Origin of the sequence: Litorilinea aerophila, assembly GCF_006569185.2 — a bacterium.
Taxonomy (GTDB): Bacteria; Chloroflexota; Anaerolineae; order Caldilineales; family Caldilineaceae; genus Litorilinea; species Litorilinea aerophila.
Genome location: NZ_VIGC02000011.1, coordinates 1 through 14,462, shown reverse-complemented (window position 1 = coordinate 14,462; position 14,462 = coordinate 1). Strand labels below are relative to the sequence as shown.

The 14,462-nt window shown below is 62.9% G+C and carries 15 protein-coding genes; 13 read left to right on the top strand and 2 right to left on the bottom strand.

Annotation, left to right across the window (positions count from 1 at the left end; all coding sequences use genetic code 11):
• Nucleotides 1-56 precede the first annotated feature (56 nt).
• The 6 genes from FKZ61_RS10085 (at nucleotide 57) to FKZ61_RS10060 (ending at nucleotide 7,654) form a co-directional block, all read left to right on the top strand.
• Entirely contained in the window at nucleotides 57-1,247 is a 1,191-nt protein-coding gene (locus tag FKZ61_RS10085; RefSeq protein WP_141609993.1) for a mandelate racemase/muconate lactonizing enzyme family protein, read from the top strand.
• 93 nt (nucleotides 1,248-1,340) lie between these two features.
• The gene (locus tag FKZ61_RS10080) at nucleotides 1,341-2,162 is read left to right on the top strand and encodes an HpcH/HpaI aldolase family protein (RefSeq protein WP_141609992.1); all 822 of its coding nucleotides are present in this window, start codon (nucleotides 1,341-1,343) and stop codon (nucleotides 2,160-2,162) included.
• Between the two features lie 109 nt (nucleotides 2,163-2,271).
• Nucleotides 2,272-3,723: a DEAD/DEAH box helicase gene (locus tag FKZ61_RS10075; RefSeq protein WP_141609991.1), complete on the top strand. Its 1,452-nt coding sequence runs from the start codon at nucleotides 2,272-2,274 to the stop codon at nucleotides 3,721-3,723.
• A 173-nt stretch (nucleotides 3,724-3,896) separates the two neighbouring features.
• On the top strand, nucleotides 3,897-4,643 hold the full coding sequence (locus tag FKZ61_RS10070) for a ribonuclease activity regulator RraA (RefSeq protein WP_141609990.1): 747 nt from the start codon (nucleotides 3,897-3,899) through the stop codon (nucleotides 4,641-4,643).
• A gap of 126 nt (nucleotides 4,644-4,769) precedes the next feature.
• The gene (locus FKZ61_RS10065) at nucleotides 4,770-5,780 is read left to right on the top strand and encodes a hypothetical protein (protein WP_141609989.1); all 1,011 of its coding nucleotides are present in this window, start codon (nucleotides 4,770-4,772) and stop codon (nucleotides 5,778-5,780) included.
• Nucleotides 5,780-7,654, top strand: coding sequence for a hypothetical protein (locus tag FKZ61_RS10060; RefSeq protein WP_141609988.1), 1,875 nt, complete (start codon nucleotides 5,780-5,782; stop codon nucleotides 7,652-7,654). The genes FKZ61_RS10065 and FKZ61_RS10060 overlap by 1 nt, the downstream gene beginning before the upstream one ends.
• Before the next feature lie 3 nt (nucleotides 7,655-7,657).
• Here the strand turns inward: FKZ61_RS10060 and FKZ61_RS10055 are convergent, their stop codons facing one another.
• Nucleotides 7,658-8,560, bottom strand: coding sequence for a YceI family protein (locus tag FKZ61_RS10055; protein ID WP_170199526.1), 903 nt, complete (start codon nucleotides 8,558-8,560; stop codon nucleotides 7,658-7,660).
• A 228-nt stretch (nucleotides 8,561-8,788) separates the two neighbouring features.
• On the opposite strand from FKZ61_RS10055, the gene FKZ61_RS10050 reads away from it, so the two are divergent.
• The 7 genes from FKZ61_RS10050 to FKZ61_RS10020 all read left to right on the top strand — a co-directional run bounded on the left by FKZ61_RS10050 (nucleotide 8,789) and on the right by FKZ61_RS10020 (nucleotide 13,312).
• Nucleotides 8,789-9,850, top strand: coding sequence for an amidohydrolase family protein (locus FKZ61_RS10050; protein WP_141609986.1), 1,062 nt, complete (start codon nucleotides 8,789-8,791; stop codon nucleotides 9,848-9,850).
• A gap of 38 nt (nucleotides 9,851-9,888) precedes the next feature.
• Nucleotides 9,889-10,137, top strand: coding sequence for a DUF433 domain-containing protein (locus FKZ61_RS10045; RefSeq protein WP_141609985.1), 249 nt, complete (start codon nucleotides 9,889-9,891; stop codon nucleotides 10,135-10,137).
• Nucleotides 10,134-10,487 carry a DUF5615 family PIN-like protein gene (locus FKZ61_RS10040; RefSeq protein WP_141609984.1) on the top strand — a complete coding sequence of 118 codons (354 nt, stop codon included), beginning with the start codon at nucleotides 10,134-10,136 and terminating at the stop codon, nucleotides 10,485-10,487. The genes FKZ61_RS10045 and FKZ61_RS10040 overlap by 4 nt, the downstream gene beginning before the upstream one ends.
• A gap of 57 nt (nucleotides 10,488-10,544) precedes the next feature.
• Nucleotides 10,545-11,657, top strand: a complete 1,113-nt coding sequence (locus FKZ61_RS10035) for an amidohydrolase family protein (RefSeq protein ID WP_141609983.1) — start codon at nucleotides 10,545-10,547, stop codon at nucleotides 11,655-11,657.
• A gap of 245 nt (nucleotides 11,658-11,902) precedes the next feature.
• Entirely contained in the window at nucleotides 11,903-12,337 is a 435-nt protein-coding gene (locus tag FKZ61_RS10030; RefSeq protein WP_141609982.1) for a Rieske (2Fe-2S) protein, read from the top strand.
• Between the two features lie 292 nt (nucleotides 12,338-12,629).
• Nucleotides 12,630-12,908 (top strand): hypothetical protein, encoded by a 279-nt coding sequence (locus FKZ61_RS10025; RefSeq protein WP_141609981.1) that lies wholly within the window; start codon nucleotides 12,630-12,632, stop codon nucleotides 12,906-12,908.
• Between the two features lie 5 nt (nucleotides 12,909-12,913).
• Nucleotides 12,914-13,312: a type II toxin-antitoxin system VapC family toxin gene (locus FKZ61_RS10020; protein ID WP_141609980.1), complete on the top strand. Its 399-nt coding sequence runs from the start codon at nucleotides 12,914-12,916 to the stop codon at nucleotides 13,310-13,312.
• A gap of 25 nt (nucleotides 13,313-13,337) precedes the next feature.
• On the opposite strand, the gene FKZ61_RS10015 is transcribed toward FKZ61_RS10020, so the two are convergent.
• Nucleotides 13,338-14,267: an aldo/keto reductase gene (locus FKZ61_RS10015; RefSeq protein ID WP_141609979.1), complete on the bottom strand. Its 930-nt coding sequence runs from the start codon at nucleotides 14,265-14,267 to the stop codon at nucleotides 13,338-13,340.
• Nucleotides 14,268-14,462: the final 195 nt, after the last annotated feature.

Below are 14,462 nucleotides of genomic sequence, written 5' to 3'. Positions count from 1 at the left end.
CCCATGCTACCCATCTACCCACCCATTTCACCCCGGCACCAAGGGAGCGTTCACCCATGAAAATCACCGATCTGAAATGTACTGTCCTGGGACAAACCCCTGTGGTCCGCGTCACCACCGACGAAGGGATCAGTGGCCTGGGCCCGGTGGAATCCTACAAGCCCTACATCAAACCCCACGTACTCTTCTACAAGGACCTCATCGTCGGCGAAGATCCCACCAACGTGGAGCGGGTCATGCAGCGCATCCGCCGCATGGCCAGCTTCAAGCCCTGGGGCAGCGCAGTCAGCGCCATCGAGATCGCCCTGTGGGACATCGCGGGCAAGGCCGCCGGGTTGCCCATCTACAAGCTCCTGGGCGGCAAGGTGCGGGATCGGGTGCGGGTCTACAACGGGGCCGTCCGCTTCCCCATGAACGGCTACTCCCCCGAGGACTACGCGGAGAACATGGCCAGGATGAAGGCAGCTCCAGAAGGCTTCACCATCATCAAACAGGGCATCGGCTTCCACAGCCCCATGCCCCGGGAAGTGCCCGACTTCTTCTACGGCGAGTTTCGGGGCGGAGGGCGGCACCCCAACCGGGGCCTCCTCACCGAGCGAGGGCTGAAACATGTCATCGCCTGCGTGGAGGCCATGAAGGATGTCCTGGGCGACGAGGTGGGCCTGGCCCTGGACTGTGGCCCCGGCTGGACTGTGCCCGACGCCATCCGCCTGGCCAAGGCCCTGGAACCCCTGAACGTCATGTGGCTGGAAGATCTCATCACCGGCGATTACACCCCCTACGTCCTGGCCGACCTCTACCGGGACGTGACCCAAAGCACCTCCACGCCCATCCACACCGGTGAGCAGATCTACCTGCGCCAAAATTTCATGGACCTGATCGAAAAGCGCGCAGTCGATATCATCGGCCCGGACCCGTGCGATGTCGGCGGCCTGGCTGAACTGAAATGGGTGGCCGAGTATGCGGATCTCCACGGTATCCTCATGGCGCCCCATGGCACAGGCGACGGCCTCATCGGCCTGGCTGCGCTGGTCCAGGTGGCGGCTACCCTCCCCGACAACTACATCGCCTTCGAGTATCCGGTGGGCAATCCCCCGTGGTGGTACGACATTGTGGAAGGGCTGCCCAACCCCATCGTTAAAGATGGCTTCATCGAAGTCTGGGATCGACCAGGCCTGGGTGTGGACATCAACCCCGAGGCCGCCCGCCCCTACCTGCCGCCTGGGGATGAGGACTTCTTTGATTGACCCTGTCCCACGTGGCCGACTGGACCGACCCACTATCCACACCAGCAAGTGGAAGACCACACCAGCAAGAAGAAACGAGAGACGCTCAGGAATATGAACGGCAAAGAACTTCGCGAACGGCTCCACCGGGGCGACCGGGTCTACGGCACCATGATCGTGGCCGTGTCTCCCCGATGGCCCGCGGTCTGCAAAGCCATCGGCCTGGACTTCGCCTTTATCGACACCGAGCACATCCAGCAGAATCGCTCCCAACTTTCGTGGATGTGCCAGCTCTACGCCGCCACCGGCGTGGTCCCCATCGTACGTATCCCCAGTCCGGATCCCTACCAGGCTGCCATGGTGCTGGACGGTGGCGCCCAGGGCGTGATTGCCCCCTACGTGGAGACGCCGGATCAGGTGCGGCAGATTGTGGGGGCCGTGAAGTACCGACCCCTGAAGGGGCAAAAGCTTCACCAGGCCCTCATCGGCCAGGTTCCTCTGGAGCCGGAGCTGGCGGAGTACCTGGCTGAGCGCAACGCCGGCAACGTGGCCATCGTCAACATCGAGAGTGTGCCCGCCCTGGAAGCCCTGGACGAAATCCTGGCGGTGGATGGGTTGGATGGGGTCCTCATCGGCCCCCACGACCTCTCCTGCAGCCTGGGCATCCCAGAACAGTATCAGCATCCCCGCTTCATCGACGCGGTGGACACCATCATCCAGAAAGCCCGGGCCCGCCAGATCGGCGCCGGCATCCACGTGGTCTACGCCGGCGGCCTGGAGCAGGAGATCCGTTGGGCCCGGATGGGCGCCAACCTGATCGTCCACTCCATGGACATTGCGGCCTTCCGGGGAGCCCTGCGCCAGGATCTGGACGCCATCAAGGCTGCCTTGCAGGAAGTGCCCGCCGCGGGTAAGATGGAGAACATCAACCTGTGACCGCCCTTGGGCAAAGGTTGAATCGTTTACGGCCCGTGATACCTTCCCCCTTGGGGAAGATAGAACGGAAGATAGAACAACGTACAAATCGTTTGGAGACAAGTCGAACTTGAATTACCCTGAAAATCATTCCGAAAGCCATTCCCAACCCCAGTCACAAAACACCCTGGCCGAAGTGGGCCTGGACGATCTGCCAGAGACGCTGCGAGCTGCTGTAGCCCGGGCCGGCTGGACAAGCCTGACCCCAGTCCAGGCCCGGGCCATCCCCTACCTGCTCGCGGGCCGGGATGCCATGGTCCAGGCCCGTACCGGCAGCGGCAAGACCGGCGCCTTCCTGCTGCCCATGCTGGAGCGGCTGGATCCGGCCCAGCACCATTGCCAGGCTCTGATCCTGGTCCCCACCCGGGAACTGGCCCGTCAGGTCGCCCGGGAGGCGGAAGTCCTCTTTGCCGAAAGCGGCCTGCGCACCGTGGCCGTCTATGGCGGCGTGGGCTACGGCCCCCAGATCGAGGCCCTGAAGGCGGGCGCCCAGGTCGTGGTGGGGACGCCGGGACGCATCCTCGACCATTTGCTCCGGCGTACCTTTTCCCTGGATCAGCTGCGTATGCTGGTCTTCGACGAGGCCGACCGGATGCTTTCCATGGGCTTTTACCCGGACATGCGGGAAGTGCAGCGCTATCTCCCCGAGGGCGAGATCCACGCCAGCATGTTCTCCGCCACCTTCCCGGCTTCCGTCATGCGCACGGCCCATCAATTCCTGCGCAATCCGGAGTTCCTCTCCCTCAGCCGCGACCATGTGCACGTCACCGATACGGACCATATTTTCTATCTGGTGCCGGACATGGGGCGGGAGCGGAGCCTGGTGCGCATCATAGAGGTGGAAAACCCCGCATCGGCCATCATCTTCTGCAACACCAAAGTGCACGTCCATTTTGTGACGGTGGTGCTCCAGCGCTTTGGCTACGACGCGGACGAGCTGAGCGCCGACCTCTCCCAGAAGGAGCGGGAGCGGGTGTTGGCCCGGGTGCGTGCAGGCACATTGCGTTTCCTGGTGGCCACCGACGTGGCCGCGCGGGGCCTGGACATCCCGGAGCTCTCCCATGTGATCCAGTTTGAGCCGCCGGAGGATATGGAAAGCTATATCCACCGGGCTGGCCGCACAGGCCGGGCCGGCGCCACCGGCGTCGCCATCACCCTGGTGGACCGCCCCCAGAAGCGCCTGTTGGATCGCATCGCCAAGCGCTACGGCATCGAGCTGGAGGAGCGCCCCCTGCCCACCGACGAGGATGTGGAAGCGGTGGTCTCCGAGCGACTCACCGCCATGCTGGAGGCCCGCCTGCGCACCCGAGATAAACTTCAGGCAGAGCGGAGCCGCCGCTTCATTCCCCTGGCCCGTGCCCTGGCGGAAAACGAGGACGAGTCGGCCATCATCGCCATGCTGTTGGACGATTACTACCAGCAGCTCCTCCATGCGCCGCCGCCCCAGCCCGAAGATGAGTCCCCGCCCCAGCCACAACGCTCCCGCTCCCGTTCCCGGGGCCGGCGGCGTCGCCGACGATAGTGCCGGCGGCCCCGGCCAGCCGCGATTCCATGGGATGCCAATTTCGGCCGGTCGGCGGTGGATCCGTTAAAATGAACAGGGGTGATTTCACCCCTGTCGCCCCCCATTCCTCTGCACTCAACAAGCACCTTCCAGTCACCTTGAATCAACAAACCCTAGAGAGGAAGCATCCCATGATCCAGACACCCGACATTCAGCGCCCACCCAAGGAGTTGATCGAGGGGCTTGCCCACATCGGCAGCGCCACCGCCAGCGGCGAACTCGCCCGCCTGGGCATTCGTGATCCCCAGATTCGGGGACCGGTCTCCTTTACCCCGGGGAAGACGGTGGTGGGGCCCGCCCTGACCCTGCAGTTCATGCCCAAGCGGGAGGACCTCTATAACGTGGACGAATACGCCGACCCGGAGAAGCAGCTCCACCGGCATGTGCTCTACCACACCCAGCCCGGCGACATCGTGGTGGTGGATGCCCGGGGCGACATGGGCAGCGGCGTCTTCGGCGAAATGATGCTGACCTACTTCAAGGGCCGAGGCGGCGTCGGCGTGGTCATCGATGGCTGCATCCGGGACTATCCCCGGGCCAAGGACCTGGGGCTGGGCCTGTGGCTGCGGGGCACCACCCCCAATTTCCACACCCAGACCAACATCTTCCCCTTCGCGGTGAATGTGCCCATTGCCTGTGGCAATACCCTGGTGATGCCCGGCGACATCATCGTTGCCGACGACGACGGCGTGGTGGTGGTGCCCATCAAGCTGGCGCCGGAGCTGCTCAAGAAGGCCAGCGAACACGCGGAGTGGGAGGACTTCTCCCGTATGCGCCTGGCCGAGGGCGGCGACCTGCGCAAATATTATCCCCTCTCCGAGGAAGCCCGGGCCGAGTATGAGGCCTGGCGCAAGGCCCAACAGCAGGGCCAGGCCTAGTTCTGGCTGCCGTAGCCGAAGCGGGCAGAAGGCAGTATGGTGCGTGGTGCGTCGCTCACGCATCCTCGGATGAGATCGACGCACCACGCACCACATACCACGCACCACACCCCCAAGGAGCTGACCATGACCGAAGTCACCATTGTCGATGATCGGTTCTACATCGACGGGGAGCCAACCTACAAAGGCCGCAGCTATCGAGACTACCCCATCGAAGGGCTCCTGCTCAACAGCCGCATGGTGCAGGCCACCTTCGACGACACCAACCCGGAGACGCGCCACCGCTGGGCCTATCCCGACACAGGCGTCTACGACGCCGAGCGCAACGTCCAGGAGTTTCTGGCCGCGCTCCCCATCTACCGGGAGCATGGCCTGCTGGCCGTGACCCTCAACTTCCAGGGCGGGAGCCCTGAAGGCTACAGCAAGGAGCAGCCCTGGATCAACACCGCCTTCACTGCAGAAGGGGAGCTCAAGCCCGACTACCTGGACCGGATGCGGCGGGTGCTGGATCGGCTGGATGAGCTGGGGATGGTGGCCATCGTGGGGCTTTTCTACTTCGGCCAGGACGAACGGCTGGCCGACGAACGGGCCGTCATCCGGGCGCTGGACAACGCCGTCACCTGGCTGCTGGACCGGGGCTACCGGCACGTCCTGTTGGAGATCTGCAACGAGTGCGACGTGCCCAAGTACGAGCACGAAATTCTGCAGCCCCACCGGGTTCACGAGCTGGTGGAACGGGCCCGGAGCATCCGCGACGGCGACCGCAGGCTACTGGTGGGCGTGAGCTACAAAGGGAACAGCATCCCCCGAGAAAACGTGGTGCGGGTCTCCGATTTCCTTCTGATGCACGGCAACGGCGTCTCCGACCCCGACCGGATTGCCGCCATGGTGGAGGAGGCGCGTCAGGTGCCCGGCTATCGCCCCATGCCCATCCTCTTCAACGAGGACGACCATTTCGACTTCGACAAGCCGTGGAACAACTTCATCGCGGCCATCTCCCGCTACGCCTCCTGGGGCTACTTTGACCCCGGCCAGAGCAACTATCGGGACGGTTACCAGTCGCCCCCGGTGAACTGGGGCCTGTCCACCCCCCGCAAGCAGGCCTTCTTCCGTCTGGTCAAGGAGATGGCCGGCTGATGGATCGGGTGTCCATGTCCTTCTGGCAGACCCTCCTGGAGCCGCCCCGGGAGTTTAGCGTAATGCCCTTCTGGTTCTGGAACGACCGGCTGGACGAGGCGGAGATCCGCCGGCAGATTGCCGACTTCCAGGCCCATGGGGTCCACGGCTTCGTGATCCATCCCCGGGTGGGGCTCCCCCGGGACCTGGGCTTCATGTCCGAGGCGCTGCTCCACTTCTACCATGTGGCCATCCAGGAGGCCCAACGCCGGGGCATGTACGTAATCCTCTACGATGAGGGCATGTACCCCTCGGGTTCGGCCTCGGGGCAGGTGGTGGTCAGCAACCCCGCCTACCAGACCCGTTGTCTGGACAAGATCGAGCTGGCGCCGGGCCAGGAGCCGGAACTGGCCGCCGACCAGAACCTGGTGGCGGTGGTGACCCGGCGCAACGGGGAGCGGCTGGCGGTGATCGACCGCCGGTTAGAGGCCACCATCCGGGGGCTGCACTTTATCGCTGAGGGCCCGGACGAGGATGCGCCCCCGGCCGCCGATCTGCTCAACCCGGATGCGGTTCGCTGCTTTTTGGCCCTGGTCTACGACCGTTTCGCCCAGCATTTCGGCCGCTACTTCGGGGACCCCATCATGGCCATCTTCACCGATGAGCCCAGCCCCCTGGGCCGCCCTCGGGAGCGGGGCATCTGGCCCGGCACCACTGGCATCCTGGAGCACGTCAACCGTATCCTGGGCGAGGACTTCACCCCGCACCTGGCGGCCCTCTGGTACGACGATGAGCCGGACGCGGCCCACCATCGCCGGCGCTACGAACAGGCCATCGCCCTGCGCATGGAAGAAACCTGGTACCGGCAACTCTACGACTGGTGTGAAGCCCATGGCCTGGCGCTGACCGGTCATCCGGCCCGGGCCGACGACATCGGCGCGTTGCGCTACTTCCACATCCCCGGACAGGATCTGGTCTGGCGTTGGGTCTTGCCGGATCACCCGTCCGCCCTGGAGGGGGAACAGGCCACCCAGGGCAAGTGCAGCTCTTCGGCCATGATCCATCTGGGGCGTCGGCGCAATGCCAACGAGTGTTGCGGCGCCTACGGCCACGAGCTGACCTGGGCGGAGATGAACTGGCTGGCCGACTGGTGCTTCGTGCGGGGGGTGAACCTGCTCTTCCCCCACGCCTTCTACTACTCGGTGCGGGGGCCCCGACGGGATGAGCGCCCGCCGGACGTGGGACCCCACAGCCCCTGGTGGGACCGCTTCGCCACCTACGCGGATCGCTGCCGGCGCCTCTCCTGGATCAACACCGACAGCGGCCATGTCTGCCAGTTGGCCATCCTGGGGGCGGCCGACTATCTACCCTGGGAGCCGGCCAAAGTCTGTTTTCAACATCAGCGGGATTTCAACTACCTGGAGGAGCGCCACCTGTGGGAAGATGCCCGGGTGGACGAGACGGGCGTACAGCTGGCCGGGATGCACTACCGGGCCTTGATCCTGGCCCACGAACCGGATCCCCGGGCGCGACCGGCCCTGGCCCAGTTGGAACGGGCCGGCCGCCTCATCCGCTATGACCCGGCGGCGGATCCGGGCGAGTCAGGCGCTGCCCTCCTCGCCCAGATCGACCGCCTGGTGGAGCCGGATGTGATACCGGATCGCCCGGCGCCGGACCTGCGGGTGCGCCACGTGGTGAAAGAGGGGTACCACGTCTATCTGCTCTTCAACGAAGCGGGCACCCCGCTGAAGGTTCGGCTGCAGGTTGCCGTGCCAGGGGAGGCCTGGCTGGTGGATCCGGCCACGGCCCAACGCCAGGCCTGCTCCCTGCCCCTGGCCCTCCACCTGGACGGCTACGCCCTGCAGCTTCTGGTCATCCGGCCAGCCTCTCCTTGAGGCTCAGGAACCGGTGGCCACCGCGGTGAACTCCAGCTCCAGCTGGACTTCCTCGGAGACGTTGGCCACGAAAGGCACGCTGGGGATGGCCAGCCCGTAGTCCGCATAGCGGATCACTGTGGTGGCCAGGCCGGTGATTTCAGTCTCCGACGTGGGCGTGACCGTCACATCGAAGGTTTCCTCCCGGGTCGTGTCCCGGATGGTCAGGTTGCCGGTGACCTGGAACTGGACTGACTCGCCCACGGCCACCGACGCCGGCAGGCCCACGATGGCGGTGGGTTCGAAGGTGATGTAGCGGTAGGCTTCATTGTTGGCGCCCAGGATGCGTTCCCGGATGGCCCGGTTACGCCGGTTGTCGTCGGTGGTCAGGTCGCTGGCGTCCACCCGAATGGTGCTGATCTGGGTGTTCTCCAGCGCGGCCGGGTCGATCTGAATTTCGCCCTCCACCAGGGAGGTCACCCCGACCACCGTCTTGGGGCTGCCGAGCAACACCTCGTCGATGGTGAAGCGGGCCTGGGTGCGCTCCGGGTCGATGCGGAAGATCTGGACGCCGCCTGCCTGGGCTGCGGCCTGGCCTTCACCGGCGGCCTCGGCCTGGGCCGGGGCATCCGCCTCTGCCGACGTCTCTGCATCCGAAGCCATCTCGCCAGCTTCGTCGGTGTCCGCGGCTACCTCATCACTCGGGGATGAGTCCGCTTCTGGGGCATTCTCTGCCTGGGCTTCCGTCTGTGTTTCTGCCTGGGCGTCGGCTTGAACCGGCTCCTGGGTTTGGGCGGCCACATCGGCCTGGGCCTCCCCCTGAACTTCTGCGGCAGGCGCTTCGCTGGAACTGCCACAGGCAGTCAGGGCCAGGGCCAGCAGAAAAACCAGGGCGATGGTCCAGATGGTTTTGCGATGGGTCTTCATAGCTTTCCTTTCCTTGTTTGAGTCATTTTGATTGCCAAAATCCATATGGCATCACGGTAAAAAGGGGATATTCCCCCATCAACGGCTACCGGGGCCGCTGACAGCCGCCATCATGTCGCAAAATGATTAGAGGAACATTAAAACCATATTTGGACAATCTTTAGATGGGTGGCGCGTCCACGGCCTGGCCGGGGCGCAACCACATCCGGCTTCCCAGGAGGATCCATCATGGAACTCGACCGACGGCCTGCTGTGATCGACTGTGATCTCCACAACGAGTTGCCTTCCCTGGAAACCCTCTTTCCCTATCTGCCCGACTACTGGTGCGACTATATCCGGGAATCGGCCTTCGTGGGGCCAGATGCCAACGACTATCCCCGGGGCGCGGCCATCACCGCGCGGCCCGACTATCGACCTGGGGATGGGCGCCCCCCTGGCTCGGATTTGTCTTTGCTCCAATCCCAGGTGCTGGACGTCTGGCCGGTGGAAGTGGGCATTTTGACCTGTGTGTACCAGGTCTCCGCAGTACACAACGAGGATCTGGCCGCGTCCCTGGCCACGGCCATCAACACCTGGCAGGCCGAGCACTGGCTGGCCCGGGAGCCGCGCCTGCGGGCCTCCATTGTGGTGCCCAGCCAGAATCCGGAGCTGGCCGCCCGGGAGATTGACCGCTGGGGCAGCCATCCTGGCTTTGTGCAGGTGTTGCTGCCGGTGCGTTCGGCCATGCCCTACGGCAAGCGCCATTTCGACCCCATCTACGCCGCGGCGGTGCGCCACGATCTGGTGGTGGGGATCCATTACGGCGGTGCGCCAGGTAACCCGCCCACGCCGGTGGGTTGGCCATCCACGTTTCTGGAGGAGTACGCCGGCATGGCCCAGGTTTTTCAGTCCCAGGTGATCAGCCTGGTCATCGAAGGCGTCTTTGACCGCTTTCCGCCGTTGCGGGTGGCCCTGATCGAGGCGGGTTTCACCTGGCTGCCCTCCCTCATGTGGCGGCTGGACAAGGAGTGGAAGGGGCTGCGTCACAACACCCCGTGGGTGAAACGTCCCCCGTCGGCGTACATGCGGGAGCATATGCGCTGGACCCTGCAGCCCCTGGATGCGCCGCCGGATCCCGCGGCCATGGCCCAGATCCTGGAACAGATGGAGTCCGATGAGCTCCTGATGTTCGCCACCGACTACCCCCACTGGCACTTCGACCGGCCGGAAGAGGCGATCCCCGCCGGTCTGCCCGAGCCATTGTATGCTAAAATCATGTCAGAGAACGCTCGCCGGTTTTATCGTTTGTAGGGCAGATAAACGCCGCAAGCATGGGGAGGTTGAGAAAAATGACTACACAAGATCTGCTCAAGCGAATTACGGTTGATCCTCGCATATTTGGTGGAAAACCGATCATTCGCGGTCGACGCCTGGCCGTTGAGCATGTTTTGGGCATGCTGGCAGCCGGAGATAGCCCAGAGACTATTTTGGAGGGATATCCATGGCTAGAACCAGAAGACATTCAAGCCTGCCTTGTTTACGCACATCGAATGGTTAGCCATGAGCGAATTGAACTTGTACCCCAAGAAATGCCATGAAGGTACTGCTTGACACTTGTGTATGGGGCGGAGCTCGTTCTATTTTGGAAGAATCCGGGCACGACGTTATTTGGGCTGGTGACTGGGATACCGATCCTGGGGATGCTGAAATTCTTATGCTGGCCCATCGGGAAGGCCGCATACTGGTAACGCTTGACAAGGATTTTGGTGAGCTTGCTATCGTGTATGAGCAGCCACATGCAGGAATCGTACGCTTGGTCAATTTGCCTGCCCGCCAACAGGGCCCCATTTGTGCCAGGGTACTTGCATCCCATGGGGAAGCGCTTCAAGCAGGTGCTATTGTTACGGTAGAATCCCATCGACTGAGAATTCGGCTGGTGGACGAATAGTCTGAACGTTAGACAAAACCGATGGAATTAACGGTCAAGGGCACAGGAGAAAAGGGCATGGAACCCATACAATTGGCTGAGCGTAGGACACGAAAACGCCAAAGAGTCCAGACACCTGTCATCGACTGCGACATCCACAACGCATTTCCCTCCAACGAGACCCTGTATAAGTACCTGCCGGCCCGCTGGCGTCGTCACCATGAGACCATCGGCCTGCGCGGCCACTACGGTGGCCACTATCCCCGGGCCATGAAAAACGCCGCCCGTCATGACGCCTGGCCGCCCAATGGCCTGCCACCCGGCTCCGACCTGGCGTTCATGCGCGCCCAACTGCTGGACGCCTGGGACCTGGAATACGGCATCCTCAACCCCCTCCTGGGGGCCGGCGGACAGTTGAACCTGGAGTTCGGCGCGGCCCTGGCTCGGGCCACCAACGAGTGGCAACTGGCCGAATGGGTGGAGCCCGAGCCCCGCCTGCGGGCTTCCATCGTGGTGCCCTATGAAGATAGCGCCCTGGCCGCGCAGGAGATCGAGCGGTGGGGCGGCCACCCCGGTTTCGTGCAGGTTCTCCTCATCGCCCGCACCGCGGAACCCCTGGGCCGGCGCAAGTACTGGCCCATCTACGAGGCGGCCGTCCGCCACGACTTGCCCATTGGCATCCACTTTGGCGGCGCCGGGGGCGGCCCCATCACCGGTGCCGGCTTCCCCTCCCATTACATCGAGGACCATGCAGGGATGCCCCAGGCCTTCCAGGCCCAGGTCATCAGCCTGGTCTGCGAAGGGGTTTTTGAACGGTTCCCCACCCTGAAGATCGTCCTCATTGAAGGCGGCTTTGCCTGGCTGCCGCCCCTGGCCTGGCGGCTGGACCAGAGCTGGCGCCGGCTGAAGGAAGAGGTGCCCTACCTGCGACGGGCGCCGTCGGAGTACATCCACGAGCATTTCTGGATCACCACCCAGCCCATGGAAGAGCCACCCAAGGGGCGCTTTTTCCGCCAGTTGTTGGAGCAGCTAAACGCAGACGACCGCCTCATGTTCGCCACGGATTATCCCCACTGGGATTTCGACGCGCCGGATCGGGCCTTTCCGGTGGAGTTGCCCCCGGCACTCAAACGTAAAATCATGGCGGAGAATGCCCGCGCCCTCTATAAGCTGCCGCCCCGGCACTTGTAGAGCCCGGCGGAAGCAGACCTGTGGATACTGAGTCGTAGGTGGGTGGTACGCAGGTCACGCATCCTGGCGTGACAGAGGCGCAGGCATCCCTGTCCGGCCGGGAGGCCGGACCTACGGTGCGGTACGTGAACCCGTCTACGCACCCCCTGATCTCTGGGGGCATTTACGCCAGACTGCACCAGGTCTCGCGGCCGGAGGAGCACTGAAAGCCAGGCGAGCGTTGAACTGCATCGAGGAGGATGGACATGGCGCGCTATGTTGTCGCCACGGTGGATGAAATCCCGCCAGGCGGCCGCAAGATTGTGGAGGTGGCCGGCCGCTCCATTGGCGTTTTTAACATCGGCGGCGAGTTCTACGCCCTGCGCAATAGCTGTCCCCATCAGGGAGGCGCCCTGTGCGAAGGACGGCTGAGCGGACTGCTGCTGGCCACCGTGCCCGGGGAATACACCTATAGCCGTCGGGGCGAAATCCTGCGCTGCCCCTGGCACGGCTGGGAGTTCGACGTCAAGACCGGCCAATCGTGGTTTGATCCGGCCCGCACCCGGGTGCGCAGTTACCCGGTTCAGGTGGCCGAAGGCAAGGAGCTGGCAGAAAGCCAGGGGCCCCAGAAGGGCCCCTACGTGGCCGAAACGTACGAAGTGACCGTGGAACGGCAGTACGTATTGGTGGAAATACCGTGACGCCGCACAATGCTCAACGGGGATTCTCCCATGTGATATACTATCCTGGATAGAGGCGTTTGCAGTGCTATTTTGTACATTCAGTACTTCACGATTGTTGCCCATTTGCGGAGTGAGCATCCTCAGATGCGGCGCTGTCCCGCTGGGTCGGCATCCTCAGATGCCGACTCCGCGTCGAAATCGTGAACTGCTGACATTGGAGGGCAGAGGGCGTCCTTTCTGGTTGGCCGCTAATGTCCTGCCCTCCAGGTTGAGGCACAGTAAGTTTGAGGCACAGTAGGAGGTGCCGATAATGGTCACCGAACCATATCGCATCCGCGTCAAACCTGACAGTGAGCTTGCCCGCTTATTGGATGAAATTGGGGATGCACCGGCTTTGCTTGAGAAAAATGGCAAACTCTATCGCTTGACGGTAGAGCCAGTACAAGATCTTTGGGCCGGCTATAGCCCACAGAAGGCCAGATCTGCCCTGAGCAAAAGCACAGGCGCCTTACGTGGAATCGACCGCGAAGAACTGTTGGCAGACATTCATCTCGCACGCAAACAGAACAGCCGTGGCCGTCCCGCCTGACAACAATGCCTTATCTGATCGACTCTGACTGGGTTATCGACCATTTGAGTGACGTCCAGGATGCAGCCGAGCCCCTGAGCAGGCTTGCTGCGGAGGGTATCGCCATCAGCATTATCACCTATATGGAGGTCTATCAGGGCGTCATTCGTAGTCCTGACCCAGTCCAGGCGCAGGAACGTTTTGATGCTCTTTTGGAAGGCATTGTGGTTTTACCTTTCTCATTGTCGGTCGCCCGACGTTGTGCACAATTACGCAATCATCTCAAAGAACAAGGCAAGCGGGTGAATGCCCGTGCTCTGGATCTGATTATTGCAGCCACAGCTTTGGAATATAACCTGACTCTGGTTACCCGCAACATCGCTGACTACGACGATATTCCCGATCTGGAGCTGTATACGAGGTGACCGAGCCTTGGATGGACAATGCCTTTTAGTTGTTCTCAGGTCGTCCACTGAGCCAGATCTGGTTGTGGATGGGCGCCAGGATCTGCTGAACCTGGGCCAGGAGCTCCTCATCCAGGGGCTCTTCCATCCAGGCCACGTTCTTGCGGATGTTTTCCGGGTTGGCCGTTCCCACCAGGGTGGTGTGGATGTCCGGGTTGGCCAGGGCAAACTGGAGGGCCAGCTTGGCGATGTCCACCCCCTGCTCTCGGCAGAAGGCCGCAGCCCGGGCGCACGTCTGCTTGATCTCCTCACTGGCCGGGTGCCAGGCTGGCGCACCCCGGTTGGTCAACAGCCCCATACTCAGGGGAGAGGCGTTGATGATGCCTACCTGCTTCTCTTGAAGAAATGGGATCAGGTCGACCAGCTGGGTGTTGTTGAGCGCGTAGCGGCAGTATGACAGGATGCTGTCCACATCGGTCCGTTCCAGGACATAGCGGAAAATTTTCAAGGGAAGCCCGGTGATCCCGATGAAGCGCACCTTGCCCTGCTGCTGTAACCGGCGCAGGGCGGGGATGGTTTCATTGACCACCTGGTCCAGGTCGCCGAATTCGATGTCATGGCACTGGATCAGGTCGATGTAGGGGACGTTCAGACGTCGCAGGCTCTCTTCCACGCTGGCCGTCACCCGCGCGGCGGAGAAGTCGAACTCCTGGTCTCCATAGCGGCCAACCTTGGTGGCCAGCACGTACTGGGTGCGGGGGATGCCCCGCAGCGCCTTGCCCAACACCGTCTCCGCCCGGGTCAGGCCATAGTACGGTGACACGTCGATAAAGTTGATCCCCAGGTCCAGGGCTGTATGGACGGTGCGGATCCCCTCGGCCTCATCCACCTCCCGGAAGACGCTCCCCAGGGGCGAAGCGCCGTAGCTCAACACCGACACCCTCAGGCCGGTTTTGCCCAAAATTCGATATTCCATTGCATCGCCTCATCGATATCTGTTATCACGCTTCTCTACCGACTACTGTCTACCGACTACTGTCTACCTGTCGTACATCAGCACATCGTGACGGTTTTAGCGATGAAACCATCAGCACATCGTGACGCACATTGAAAACTGAATAACCATCAGCAGAACAGCAGGCCAACCTGTGTCTGGTTATCTCCTAGGTAG

Excerpts from the sequence above, each read along its gene's own strand:
- FKZ61_RS10085 (WP_141609993.1), top strand. The coding sequence starts at position 57 with ATGAAAATCACCGATCTGAAATGTACTGTCCTGGGACAAACCCCTGTG.
- FKZ61_RS10080 (WP_141609992.1), top strand. The coding sequence starts at position 1,341 with ATGAACGGCAAAGAACTTCGCGAACGGCTCCACCGGGGCGACCGGGTC.
- FKZ61_RS10070 (WP_141609990.1), top strand. The coding sequence starts at position 3,897 with ATGATCCAGACACCCGACATTCAGCGCCCACCCAAGGAGTTGATCGAG.
- FKZ61_RS10065 (WP_141609989.1), top strand. The coding sequence starts at position 4,770 with ATGACCGAAGTCACCATTGTCGATGATCGGTTCTACATCGACGGGGAG.
- FKZ61_RS10060 (WP_141609988.1), top strand. The coding sequence starts at position 5,780 with ATGGATCGGGTGTCCATGTCCTTCTGGCAGACCCTCCTGGAGCCGCCC.
- FKZ61_RS10055 (WP_170199526.1), bottom strand. The coding sequence starts at position 8,560 with ATGAAGACCCATCGCAAAACCATCTGGACCATCGCCCTGGTTTTTCTG.
- FKZ61_RS10050 (WP_141609986.1), top strand. The coding sequence starts at position 8,789 with ATGGAACTCGACCGACGGCCTGCTGTGATCGACTGTGATCTCCACAAC.
- FKZ61_RS10045 (WP_141609985.1), top strand. The coding sequence starts at position 9,889 with ATGACTACACAAGATCTGCTCAAGCGAATTACGGTTGATCCTCGCATA.
- FKZ61_RS10040 (WP_141609984.1), top strand. The coding sequence starts at position 10,134 with ATGAAGGTACTGCTTGACACTTGTGTATGGGGCGGAGCTCGTTCTATT.
- FKZ61_RS10035 (WP_141609983.1), top strand. The coding sequence starts at position 10,545 with ATGGAACCCATACAATTGGCTGAGCGTAGGACACGAAAACGCCAAAGA.
- FKZ61_RS10030 (WP_141609982.1), top strand. The coding sequence starts at position 11,903 with ATGGCGCGCTATGTTGTCGCCACGGTGGATGAAATCCCGCCAGGCGGC.
- FKZ61_RS10025 (WP_141609981.1), top strand. The coding sequence starts at position 12,630 with ATGGTCACCGAACCATATCGCATCCGCGTCAAACCTGACAGTGAGCTT.
- FKZ61_RS10020 (WP_141609980.1), top strand. The coding sequence starts at position 12,914 with ATGCCTTATCTGATCGACTCTGACTGGGTTATCGACCATTTGAGTGAC.
- FKZ61_RS10015 (WP_141609979.1), bottom strand. The coding sequence starts at position 14,267 with ATGGAATATCGAATTTTGGGCAAAACCGGCCTGAGGGTGTCGGTGTTG.